Source organism: Micromonospora sp. WMMD737 (assembly GCF_049179055.1).
In the GTDB taxonomy this organism is placed as follows: domain Bacteria; phylum Actinomycetota; class Actinomycetes; order Mycobacteriales; family Micromonosporaceae; genus Micromonospora; species Micromonospora reichwaldensis.
In genome coordinates this window covers 1353732-1365229 of sequence record NZ_JBMHMH010000001.1, presented here as the reverse complement: position 1 = coordinate 1365229, position 11498 = coordinate 1353732, and the positions used below count along the sequence as shown (strand labels likewise).

The following is an 11498-nucleotide window of genomic DNA, read 5'->3' as shown; positions in this document are numbered from 1 at the left end:
CACCCGTCGACCGATGGGTTAAGAATTGTCCCCTGCGAATGCCCATTCATCGCCCAATGTCTATTGATGCCGACGCCGATGCCGGCCGGTCGGCGTCACGAAGGTGAACACATGGATCGCACGCCCCCGTCGAGCGCCCAGCGCTCCGGTGCCATCCACCGGTTCCGCTCCGAACTGCGCACCTGGCGCACCCGCCAGGGGCTGACCCAGCGGGCGCTCGCGGAGCGGGTGCGGTTCAGCCGCGAGACGGTCGCCGCGGTCGAGTCCGGTCGCCGGTACGGCAGTCACGAGTTCGCCGTCCGCTGCGACGAGGTGCTCGGCACCGGCGGTTGCCTGGCGGCGTTGTGGCCGCAGGTCGCGGCGGAGCAGTTGGCGGCGGACGGCCGCCGCGGCCCCCGGTTCGGAACGGTGGCAGGGCTCGACCCGGCCCCCGCGCCGCCGGCCGCGCGGCGGGACGCGCGCGACCCGGAGGCGGTCGTGGCGGCGATCGACGAGCTGCGGGAGCTGATCGGCCAGGTGCTCGGCGGGCCGCCGGAGGCGGACCTCCCCCCGCACCCGTCAGGCGGCCGGCCCGGGCGCTCCTGACCTGCGCGGGATCGGAGTCGCGAGGCGGGACGGGCGCTGCTGACGCTGGGTACAGATGCCGGTACGGGCCGTTTGTACCACCGTCAGGTCTTCTCTGCGGGCGCTGGGTCCGGCGGAATGAGACGTGCAAACGGCAAGGTGCGCATTGGCCGTCTTGGATGAGTCGCGGGAGTCAGTCTTGGCGTCGAGCACGAGGTCCCACGCGGCCCGACCCTACCCGACCGGCCGCCGTGGCTGGAAGATCGGCACCCGGATGCGCCTCATCGTGGCGGCTCCGCTGGTCGCCGTGATGGGGTTCGCCGGCCTCGCCCTGACCGAGAGCGTCCGCCAGACGACCCGCGCGAGCGATCTCGGACTCCTGGCGCACCTCGGCGCCGACGCGGGCGACCTGGCCCACCGGCTGCAACGCGAGCGCGTCGTCGCCGCCGACCTGCTCAGCCGGGGCGCGGCCGAGCAGCAGGAGGCCTTCGCGGACGCTACCGGGAGCACCGACGACGCCGTCGCCCGCTACCGCCGGCAGCGGGCCCTCGTGCCTCCCGGACCCGCCGCCGGGCAGAGCGCGCTCCAACGGATCGACCTGGCGCTGGAGGGCCTGGCGCCGCTGCGCGCGCAGGTGCGTACGGCGGCGCACGCCTCGGTGTCGGCGATGACCTTCAGCTACCGGATCGTGATCGCCGACCTGCTCAGCCTCCGGGAGAGCGTCACCCTCGGCGCGGTCAACGCCCGGATCACGGACGGCATGCGGGCCTCGGCGGCGCTGTCCAAGGCGGCCGAGGCGGCCGGCCAGCAGCAGGTCGCCGTCCTGCGCGCGGTCGCGGCCGACCAGTTGACCCCCGCCATGCAGCAGGACATCACCGCCGCCCGGTCCGGCTTCACCGAATCCAGCCTGTCCTTCCTGGCCCTCGCCCGACCCGCCTGGCGGGGCTGGTGGGAGCAGGCGGGCAGCGGCCAGGACGCCCTGCTGCTGCAACGGCTGCAGGACGAGGTGTCGAGGACCCGGGCGGGGAGCCGGTTGCGGCTGGACCCCGGCGCCTGGGTCGCCGCGACCCAGCAGTGGTCCGCCCGCCTGGCCGAGCTGCGGCAACGGGTCGACGCGGCGGTGCTCGACGACATCCGGTCCGCCCACGCCGACCAGCGGCGGCGCACGGCGTTCGAGGCGGCCGCCGTGGCGGTGGCCCTGCTGCTCACCGCGCTGGTCACCTGGGCGGTGGCCCGGCAGATCACGCGGCGCCTGCGCCGGCTGCGCGACGCCGCGAACGCCGTCGCCTTCGAACGGCTGCCGCAGGTGGTGGCCCGGCTCCAGCACCCGGACAGCTCGTCGGTGGACCCGGACGAGCTGGCCCGCCAGCAGTCCGCGGAGGCCCTGGAGCCGTCGCACGGCGACGAGATCGGCGAGTTGGGTGAGGCGTTCGCGGCCGTGCACCGGGCGGCCGTGCGTACGGCGGCCGAGCAGGCGGTCATGCGGGCCAACACGGCCGACATCTTCATCCACCTCAGTCGCCGGGAGCAGCGGCTGGTCGACGCGGTGCTGGCACAGGTCGACAAGGTCGAGCGGGACGAGACCGACCCCGAACGGCTGGACCAGCTCTACACGCTGGACAACCTGGCCACCCGGATGGGACGGATCAACGCCAGCCTGCTGGTGCTGGGCGGGGTGGGGGTCGGGCGGGTACGCCAGCACGACGTACCCCTGCAACAGGTGCTCCAGGCCGCGCAGAGCCAGATCGAGCACTACGCCAGGATCCGCCTCGGCATGGTCGACGGGGACGTCGCCGTCGCGGCCGACGCCGTCGACGAGGTCGTGCACCTGCTGGCCGAGCTGATGGACAACGCCACCGGCTACTCCGCGCCGGGTACCGAGGCGTGGGTGACCGGCCGCAGCCTCGGCGACCGGGTGATCGTCCAGGTCAGCGACGAGGGCGTCGGGTTGTCCCCGCAGCGTCGGCAACAGCTCAACGACCTGCTGGCCCACCCGCCCGCCATCGACGTCGCGGCCGTACGGGCGATGGGGCTGGTCGTCGTGGGACAGCTCGCCGCCCGGCTGGGCGCGGCCGTCCAGCTCCGTCCGGGCCCCCGACGCGGCACCATCGCCGAGGCGGCCTTCCCGGGGGCGATCATCCGACCGCTGCCCCCGCAGGAGTTCCTGCTCACGCCCGGCAGGCCGTCGCGGCGCGCGGCGCGGACCACCCTCGCGCCGCCGGCGTACGCCACGGCCCCGCAGCCGTGGGCCGGGAGCCCGGTGCAGCCGTGGACGGGCGGGCCGGCGCCCGAGCGGGCACTGCCGGTGGCGCCGGTGTTCCGGCCCGCACCGGCGCCGGCCGGTGCAGGTGACGAGCCCACCCAGGAACTCGTCATCTTCGAGGAGGTCAACCACTGGTTCCAGGCCGGCCACGACGACGCCACGAACGCGGGGCCGTGGTCCAGCCCCGCCGACGAGGCCTGGCGGACCGCCGCCCGGGCCGACGCGCCCGAGGTCGCCGCCACCACCACGTCCGGCCTGCCGAGGCGTCAGCCGCGACAGCACCTCGTCCCGGGCGGCGTCACCGTGCCGCAGCAGCGCTCCGCGCACCGCGACCCGACCCAGGTGGCCACCGCGATGGCCGCGTACGCGCGGGGCGTCGCGGGCCGCCGGACCAACCTGATCACCAACTGACCCGACAGGGAGAGCACGTGACCGACCAACAGGATCTCGGCTGGCTGCTGGACGCCTTCGCCGAGCGCGCCACCGAGGTCAGCCATGCGATCGCGATCTCCAGCGACGGCCTGATGGTCGCCGCCACGAGGGGCCTCCCGCCGGACCGGGCGGACCAGCTCGCGGCGACCGGCAGCGGGCTGGTGAGCCTGCTCCGCGGCGCGGCGGCCTTCTTCGACGCCGGCGCGGTGATCTCCAACGTGACCCAGCTCGAGGGCGGCTTCATGTTCTCGATGGCCTTCAACGACGGCGCGTCCCTGCTCGTGCTCGCCGACCCGCAGTGCGACGTCGGCAAGGTCTCCTACGAGATGACCGAGCTGGCGAACCGCATCGGCGACGCGCTGACCCCGGCGGCGCGGGCGGCACTGAGCCGCAGCCGCTGACACCCCGGCACCCCACGCCGGAACCCCCATCCCTCCTGGAGAAGACATGCCTCTGACCATGCCCCGGCGCAGCCGTGCCCGCACCGCGGCCCTGCTCGCCCTCGTCCTGTTCGCCGCGACCGCCTGTGCCGACGGCGGGCGGGGCGGCGGCGCCGCCGGATCGATCAAGATCGGCCTGCTGGCGTCGCTGTCCGGCACCTACCAGTCGGTCGGCAAGGAGATCCGCGCCGGCTTCGAGCTCTACCTGGCCACCCACGACGGCAGGCTCGGCGGGCGACAGGTGGAACTCGTCGTCGCCGACGAGGGCAACGGCGCCGCGACCGCGGTGCCCGCCGCGACGAAGCTGCTCAAGCAGGACCGGGTGGCCGCGCTCACCGGGATCGTCGGTGGTGGCTCGGTGGCCGCCGTCTATCCGTTGCTCAACGAGACGAAGGTGCCGTTCGTCGGCTCGAACGGTCGCCCGGAGCTGAAGGACGTGTCCCGGATCTGGCACACCTCGTACCTCTCCGACGAGCCGGGGGAGGCGATCGCCCGCCACGTGCGCGACAACGTCGAGGGCAGCGTCTACGCCATCGGCCCGGACTACCAGGGTGGCTGGGACGAGCTGCGCGGCTTCACCGACGCCTTCGTCAAAGAGGGCGGCAGGCTCGCCAACGCCGACGGCAAGACCACCTTCACCCCGTTCCCGACGACCACCAACTTCACCCCGTACTTCGCCCGGATCAAGGCCTCCGGCGCGGACGCCGTCTACACGTTCTACGCCGGCAGCGCGGCCGTCGACTTCGTCAAGCAGTACGCGCAGTCGGAGATCAGCGACCTGCCGCTCTACGCCGCCGGGTTCCTCACCGAGGGCGGGGTGCTCGACGCCCAGGGCGAGGCGGCCCGCGACGTCTACTCGGTGCTGAACTACTCGCCGGACCTGGACAACGCCGAGAACCGCGCCTTCGTGGCCGCCTGGAAGGCGAAGAACGACGGCTCCCCGACCACGTACGCCATGGCCTCCTACGACGCCGCGGCCGTCCTGGACCGGGCCATCGAGGCGGCCGGGGACGACCCGAGCCCGGAGAGCATCAACGCGGCCATCGGCCAGCTGGGCCAGATCGCCAGCCCGCGCGGCACCTGGCAGTTCTCGCCGAGCACGCACGCGCCGGTGCAGAAGTGGTACCTACGCCAGGTGCGCCAGGACGGCCGGGCGCTGTCCAACACCGTCGTGGGTGACCTCGCCACCGTCGGCGGGTGAACGGCGTGCCGGTCGACATCCGGATCGACCCGTACCTGGTCCCGGCCCTGGACGGGGTGGCCTACGGGCTGCTGGTCTTCGTCGCCGCGGCGGGGCTGGTGTTCTGCTTCGGCGTCGCCGGCATCCTGAACCTGGCGCACGGCACCCTGTACGCCATCGGCGGGTACACCGCCGCCGCGCTGCTGGACGGCGGCTGGCCGAGCCTGGTGCTGGCGCTGGCCGTCGGGACCGTCGCCGCCACCGCCGCCGGCGCGCTGGTCGCCGGGCTGCTCACCCGCGTCGCCGCGCGCAGCCATCTCACCCAGGCGCTGCTGACCTTCGGGGTGGCGCTGGCCGGGGGCAGCCTGCTCGCGGGCGCGTTCGGGCCGGACGACCCGCCGGTACGCGTGCCGGCGGCGCTGGACGGGTCGGTGGTCGTGGCAGGGCACCGCTACGCGGCGTACCGGCTGGTCTTCATCGTCGTCGCCGCCGTGCTCGCCGGCCTGCTCCACGTCGCGGTGCGCCGCACCCGGGCCGGGATGCTGGTCCGCGCGGCCGTCGACGACGCCGAGATGGTGGCCGTCCTCGGCGTGAACCCGGCGTGGATCCGCGTCGGCGTGCTCGCCGCCGCCGGGGCGCTGGCCGGCGCCGCGGGCGTGCTCGGCGCGCCGATCATCGGCCCGGGGCCGGACACCGCCGACGCGGTGCTGCTGCTGTCGCTGGTGGTCGTCGTCCTCGGCGGGCTCGGGTCGATGACCGGCACGCTGCTCGCGGCCCTGGCGGTCGGGCAGATCCAGACCCTCGGGGTGGCGCTCGCCCCGTCGGCCGCCCCGTTCCTGCTCTTCGCCGCCATGGCCGCCGTGCTCGCGGTGCGGGCGCGGGGCCTGGCCACGACCCGGAGGACGTCGTGAGGGACGAGGCGGTACGCGCGCTGCGACGCGGCGTCGCCGTGCTCGTCCTCGCCGGCCTGGTGCTGGCGCCGTGGGCGGTAGACGACTACACCGTGGCGCTGCTGGCCCGTACCCTCGCGCTGGGCCTGGTGGGGGTGAGCGTCGCCCTGCTCACCGGCGTCGCGGGGCTGCCCACCCTGGGGCAGACCGCGCCCTACGCGGCGGGCGCGTACGCCAGCGCGGTGGTCGGCAGCCGGCTCTCCGACGTGGCGGTGGTGCACCTGGTCGTCGCGGCGGCGGCCGGGGCGGCGCTGGCCGCGGCGACCGTCCCGCTCGTGGTGTACGCGCGCGGCGTGATCGTCCTGATGATCACCCTGGCGATCGGCGAGCTCGTGGTGACGGTCGTCGGGCGTTGGCGGTCGGTGACCGGCGGCACCGACGGGCTCGCCGGGGTGCCGCCGGTGCGTCCCCTGTGGGGGCTGCCGGTGCTGGCCACCGACCGGGCGCGCTACCTGTACGCCCTGGTGGTCGTCGCCGTGCTGGTCGGCGCGGTGCTGCTGGTGCTGCGCACCCGGGCCGGCCTGCTGCTGCGGGCCGGCCGGGACGACGAGGCGCGGCTGCGGGCCAGCGGCCACCGGGTGACGGCCCACGTGGCGGCCGTGCACGTGGCCGCGGGGGCGGTCGCGGGTGCCGCGGGATCCCTGCTGGTGGTCGCCCAGCAGTTCATCTCGCCGGCCGACTTCGGCTTCGACACCTCCGCCCTGCTGCTGCTCGGGGTGGTGGTCGGCGGCGTCGCGTCCGTGGGCGGCGCACTGGTGGGCGCCGCGATCGTGATCGCCGGCCGGGACTGGCTGTTCGGCGTGCTCCCCGGGCACGCGCCCCTGGTGCTGGGGGTGGCGTTCGTCGTCACCGTCCACCTGCTGCCCGGCGACGGGCGCCGGCCGGCGGGCGTGCGGGGCCGGCTCCTGCCGGGACTGCCGGCGGGCCCCGCGGCCGAGGAACGACCGGCGCCGACGGGGGCACGCGCATGACGCCGCTGCTCTCCGCCCGGGGCGTCACGGTCCGCTACGGCTCGCTGGCCGCGCTGGACGGGGTCGACCTGCGGATCGACCACGGTCAGCGGCACGCCCTGATCGGGCCCAACGGCGCCGGCAAGAGCACGCTGCTCGACGTGCTCGGCGGGGCGACCCCGGCGGGCGGCGGCCGGGTGCTCCTCGCCGGTCGTGACGTCACCCGGCTCGGCCCCGCCGCCCGGGCCCGGCGGGGCATCGGCCGGATCCACCAGCGTCCCGCCGTGTGGTCGAGCCTGACCGCCGCCGAGAACGTGCTGGTCGCCGCGCTGCCCCACGCGGTGGGGCCCGGCCGGTGGCGGCCCGGCGCGAGGCGGTGCGCCGCCGAGCGTACGGCGGGTGCGTGGCTGGACCGGCTGGGCCTGCGCGACGTCGGCGCGACTCCCGCCGGTCAGCTCGCCCACGGGCAGCGGCGGCAACTCGAGATCGCCATGGCCCTGGCCGGTCGCCCGCGGCTGCTGCTGCTCGACGAGCCGGCCGCCGGCCTGTCCGCCGTCGAGGTCGGTCGGCTGGTGGAGTTCCTGCGGGCCCTGCCGCGCGCCGTGGCGGTGCTGCTGGTCGAGCACCGGCTGGACCTGGTGTACGCGATCTGCGACCAGGTGACCGTGCTCCGGGACGGCCGGACGGTCGCCACCGGGACGCCGGCCGAGATCCGCGCCTCCGGCCCGGTCCGGCAGGCCTACGCGGAGGGGGTGTCGTGATGCTGCGGACGGAGCGGCTCTGCGCCGGCTACGGCGGCGGAATCGTGCTGCACGAGGTCACCCTCGACGTGGCGGCCGGCGCCGTGCAGGCGGTGGTGGGCCGCAACGGCGCCGGCAAGAGCACCCTCGTGCACGCCGTCGCCGGGCTGGTGCGGCCCTGCGGGGGGCGGATCGAGGTCGACGGCGTGCCGGTCGCCGGCCGGCAGCCGCACCGGATCGCCCGGTGCGGGGTGGGCCTCGTCCCGCAGGGCCGGCGGGTCTTCTCCCGGTTGACCGTGGCCGAGCACCTCGCCCTGGCGGCGGTGCCGTGGCGCGCCGCGACGCCGGGGGGCGAGGGGTGGACCGTCGCGCGGGTGCTGGAGCTGCTGCCCCGGCTGGCGGCCCGGCTGCGCCATCGCGGCGACCAGCTCTCCGGCGGCGAGCAGCAGATGCTGGCGATCGCCCGGGCCCTGCTCGGCCAGCCCCGGGTGCTGCTGCTCGACGAGCCGTGCGAAGGGCTGGCGCCCGGCCTGGCCGCCCGGGTACGCGACCTCGTCGGCACCCTGGCCAGGACCGGGCTGGCCGTGCTCCTCGTCGAGCAGCAGCTCCAGCACGCCGTCGAGATCGCGGACCGGATCGCGGTGCTCGAGTACGGCCGGGTGGTCTACGACCGCCCGGCGGACGAGGCCCGGGCCGAGCCGGGCCGCCTAGCGGCGATGCTCAGCGTCGCCGCCGTCGCGGAGCTGCCGGCTCCCCGACCGGTGCCCGGTGCCGGGCCGGTCCCGCGCACCTGACCCGACCGCCTACGACAGGAACGAGCCACGATGCCGACAGACACCGAGTACACCTTCGACAACGGATCCCCCGAGGCGGTGCCCCAGCTGCGGGCGCTGGAGTCCTTCCTGGACCCGATCACCGCGGCCCGGATCGGCGCCCCGGTGCTCACCCCGGGCGGCGTGTGCTGGGAGGTCGGCGCCGGCGGGGGCTCGGTCGCCCGGAGCATGGCCGGGGCGGTCGGCCCGGCGGGACGGGTGCTGGCGACCGACATCGACGTCGCCCACCTCGCCCCCGCGGGCAACCTCGACGTCCGTCGGCACGACGTGCGCAGCGAGCCGCCGCCCGGCGACGCCTTCGACCTCGTCCACGCCCGGCTGGTGCTGCTCCACCTGCCGGAGCGGCGGCGCGTGCTGGCCTCGCTGGCCGGCGCGCTGGCCCCGGGCGGGTGGTTGGTGGTCGAGGAGTTCGACTGCACGGCCCCGCTGCGCGTGCTGACCGCGCCGAGCGACGACGCGGCGAAGCTCTTCACCCACGTGACGGACGCGATGCTCGGCGTCCTGCAGAGCCACGGCGCGGACCTGGCCTGGGCGCAGGACGTGCACGCCCACCTCGCGTCGGCGGGACTCATCGAGGTCGACACGGTCACCCACTCCGAGAGCTGGCCCGGTGGCTCGCTCGGCGCGTCGCTGTACGCGACGAACTCCCGGCAGTTGGCGCCGGAGCTGATCGAGGCGGGTGTGTCGCCCGGCCAGCTGGAGGCGTTCCGTCGGCTCCTGCGCGACCCCGGGTTCGTCGTGATGTCGTACCAGTTCGTGTCGACGCGGGGGCGGCGTCCGGCCCGGCGGTGAGGCGGTTCCCCCCGCCCCTACCGCCGCCGCGCCGGTCGGGCGTGGAGACCGCGCCGGCCGGGTACCACGGCGGTCATGGGCACGAGCAGCACGGTCGGCGACGAGCCGGCGACCGCCGTCCGGGTGGGCACGGTCGCGGTCGTCGCCCACCGGAAGAAGACCCTCGGCGGCGGCCTCGACGAGCTGCGCGCGGAGCTGGCGGGTGCGGGCGTCGAGGACCTCGTCTGGTACGAGGTGCCGAAGAGCCGCAAGGCGCCGAAGAAGGTCCGCAAGGCGCTGAAGAAGGGCGCCGAGCTGGTCTTCGTGTGGGGCGGCGACGGCATGGTGCAGCGCTGCGCCGACACCCTCGCCGGCTCCGGCGTCCCGATGGCGATCGTGCCCGCCGGCACCGCCAACCTCTTCGCCGCCAACCTGGGCATCCCGGAGGACCTCCCCGCGGCCGTCCGCATCGGCCTGCACGGCCGGCGCCGCTGTCTCGACCTGGGCCGGCTCAACGGCGAGCACTTCGCCGTGATGGCCGGTGCCGGCTTCGACGGCGACCTGATCCGCGAGGCGGACCGTACGCTGAAGGGCAAGTTCGGTCGCCTCGCCTACATGTGGACGGGGCTGCGGCACGTCCGGGGCGAACTGGTCGGCACGCGGATCACCGTCGACGGCACGGAGTGGTTCGACGGCGACGCGAGCTGCGTGCTGTTCGGCAACGTCGGCACGATCACCGGCGGCATCCCGGCGTTCGACGACGCCCGCCCCGACGACGGCTGCCTGGAGGTCGGGGTGTCGACCGCCGACGGCGCGGTCGACTGGGCGCGCACCCTCGGCCGGATGGCCGCCGGCCGCTCGGAGGAGTCGCCGTTCGTGCGGATCACCCGGGGCCGCAGGATCAAGGTCCGGCTCGCCGCGCCCCGCACGTACGAGCTGGACGGCGGCGCCCGGGGGGAGGTCACCAAGCTCAAGGTGCGGGTGGTGCCCGGGGCGCTGACGGTCTGCTGCCCCGGGCCCGTTCCCTGATCACGGTGCGGGTCGTCAGAGGCGGGCGCCGTCCGGGCTGCCAGCGCGCACTCCGGACGGCAGGACGGTGTGCTACCCCGTGAAGTAGGCGGCGCTCTCCGGGTCCGCCGGGTAGTAGGACTCGATCGCGATCTCGTCGATCGTGATGTCCATCGGGGTGCCGAAGGTGGTGATGGTCGAGAACAGTCGCAGCTCTCGTCCGCCGATCTGGAGGATCATCGGGATCACCACGTCGCCGTCGACCCGTTGGCCCGTCGGTTCTTCGGGCAGAGGGTTCAGCAGTTCGTCGTAGAGTGCGGTGAGTTCCGCGTCGGGAGCGGTGGCGAGCTGGCGCGAGATCCGGTTGCGGAACACCGCACGCACGTCTGCCAGGTTGACGACCAGGGGAGCGAGCCCGCGCGGGTCCAGGCCCAGGCGAACGAGGTTCACCGGTGGCCGCAACAGGTCGGGCGCGACTTGCGCGAAGAACGGATCGACCCCGCGGTTGGTCATCACGATGTTCCACCGGCGGTCGAAGACCAGCGCCGGATACGGCTCGTGCGCCTGGAGCACCCTGCGGACCGCTTCGAGGGCAGCCGACAGAGCGGTGCCGTCGAGCGGACGCTCCGCGTACCGGGGGGCGAAGCCGGCGGCGAGCAGCAGCCGATTGCGATCACGCAGTGGCACATGGAGCTGATCGGCAAGCCGGAGGATCATGTCCGCGCTCGGCCTGGACTTGCCAGTCTCAACCAGGCTGACGTGACGAGCCGAGACATCCGCGGCGATCGCCAGGTGCAGTTGGCTGAGCCCTCGGCGTTGCCGCCACTGCCGCAGGAGTTCCCCGACCGTAGACACGATCATGAGCGTACTCATCGTCGCGGCGGGCGCCATGAAGTGCGAGTTCATCGACAACCGAACGGGCCGGGGAAACACTCGGGCCCATGACCAAGAAGAACAAAAGCATCGTCCAACGAGCGCTGGCGGGGCTGATCGAGACGGGCGACGTCGACACGCTCGCCTCGTTCCTCAGCGAGGAGTTCGTCCACCACCGGCCGGATTCGACAACCGCGACCAGGACGCAATGGCTCGCCGCCGTCCGCGCTGCGCTGGGCCCGACCGCCGGCATGCGGGTCGAAGTCCTACACCTGCTGGCCGACGGTGACCACGTCGTGGTGCACTCGCGACGCAGGCTACCCGACGCGGGACCGGAGATCGTGGCCGTCGACGTCCTGCGTGTCGCCGACGGGCTCATCGCAGAGGTATGGGAGATCATCGAACCGGTGGCCCACGCCGCGGCCAATGCGTCGTGGTGGGAACCTGCTCATCATTGACCGGGCGGTCTGGTCACGACGACTCCTGATCAGGTC

The 11498-nt window shown here is 74.7% G+C and carries 12 protein-coding genes; 11 read left to right on the top strand and 1 reads right to left on the bottom strand.

Annotation, left to right across the window (positions count from 1 at the left end; all coding sequences use genetic code 11):
• The first annotated feature begins 111 nt into the window (after positions 1–111).
• From ACN27A_RS05260 to ACN27A_RS05215, 10 genes are all read left to right on the top strand, one after another.
• The gene (locus ACN27A_RS05260) at positions 112–585 is read left to right on the top strand and encodes a helix-turn-helix transcriptional regulator (RefSeq protein ID WP_421450143.1); all 474 of its coding nucleotides are present in this window, start codon (positions 112–114) and stop codon (positions 583–585) included.
• Between the two features lie 253 nt (positions 586–838).
• The gene (locus ACN27A_RS05255; RefSeq protein ID WP_421450142.1) at positions 839–3238 is read left to right on the top strand and encodes a nitrate- and nitrite sensing domain-containing protein; all 2400 of its coding nucleotides are present in this window, start codon (positions 839–841) and stop codon (positions 3236–3238) included.
• A gap of 17 nt (positions 3239–3255) precedes the next feature.
• Positions 3256–3660 (top strand): roadblock/LC7 domain-containing protein, encoded by a 405-nt coding sequence (locus ACN27A_RS05250; RefSeq protein ID WP_091094994.1) that lies wholly within the window; start codon positions 3256–3258, stop codon positions 3658–3660.
• 46 nt (positions 3661–3706) lie between these two features.
• Positions 3707–4900: an ABC transporter substrate-binding protein gene (locus tag ACN27A_RS05245; protein ID WP_421450141.1), complete on the top strand. Its 1194-nt coding sequence runs from the start codon at positions 3707–3709 to the stop codon at positions 4898–4900.
• Positions 4897–5790, top strand: a complete 894-nt coding sequence (locus ACN27A_RS05240; RefSeq protein WP_421450140.1) for a branched-chain amino acid ABC transporter permease — start codon at positions 4897–4899, stop codon at positions 5788–5790. The genes ACN27A_RS05245 and ACN27A_RS05240 overlap by 4 nt, the downstream gene beginning before the upstream one ends.
• Positions 5787–6800 (top strand): branched-chain amino acid ABC transporter permease, encoded by a 1014-nt coding sequence (locus ACN27A_RS05235; protein WP_421450139.1) that lies wholly within the window; start codon positions 5787–5789, stop codon positions 6798–6800. Before ACN27A_RS05240 ends, ACN27A_RS05235 begins: the two co-directional genes overlap by 4 nt.
• Positions 6797–7540 carry an ABC transporter ATP-binding protein gene (locus ACN27A_RS05230; protein WP_421450138.1) on the top strand — a complete coding sequence of 248 codons (744 nt, stop codon included), beginning with the start codon at positions 6797–6799 and terminating at the stop codon, positions 7538–7540. Before ACN27A_RS05235 ends, ACN27A_RS05230 begins: the two co-directional genes overlap by 4 nt.
• Positions 7540–8313 (top strand): ABC transporter ATP-binding protein, encoded by a 774-nt coding sequence (locus tag ACN27A_RS05225; RefSeq protein ID WP_421458373.1) that lies wholly within the window; start codon positions 7540–7542, stop codon positions 8311–8313. Before ACN27A_RS05230 ends, ACN27A_RS05225 begins: the two co-directional genes overlap by 1 nt.
• Positions 8314–8343: 30 nt before the next feature.
• Positions 8344–9144, top strand: a complete 801-nt coding sequence (locus ACN27A_RS05220) for a methyltransferase domain-containing protein (RefSeq protein ID WP_421450137.1) — start codon at positions 8344–8346, stop codon at positions 9142–9144.
• Between the two features lie 75 nt (positions 9145–9219).
• Entirely contained in the window at positions 9220–10152 is a 933-nt protein-coding gene (locus ACN27A_RS05215; RefSeq protein ID WP_421450136.1) for a diacylglycerol/lipid kinase family protein, read from the top strand.
• A gap of 72 nt (positions 10153–10224) precedes the next feature.
• On the opposite strand, the gene ACN27A_RS05210 is transcribed toward ACN27A_RS05215, so the two are convergent.
• Positions 10225–11037, bottom strand: a complete 813-nt coding sequence (locus ACN27A_RS05210; RefSeq protein ID WP_421450135.1) for a helix-turn-helix domain-containing protein — start codon at positions 11035–11037, stop codon at positions 10225–10227.
• Between the two features lie 35 nt (positions 11038–11072).
• On the opposite strand from ACN27A_RS05210, the gene ACN27A_RS05205 reads away from it, so the two are divergent.
• A complete protein-coding gene (locus tag ACN27A_RS05205; RefSeq protein WP_421450134.1) occupies positions 11073–11462 on the top strand; it encodes a nuclear transport factor 2 family protein in 390 nt (129 codons plus the stop codon).
• The last annotated feature ends 36 nt before the right edge of the window (positions 11463–11498 follow it).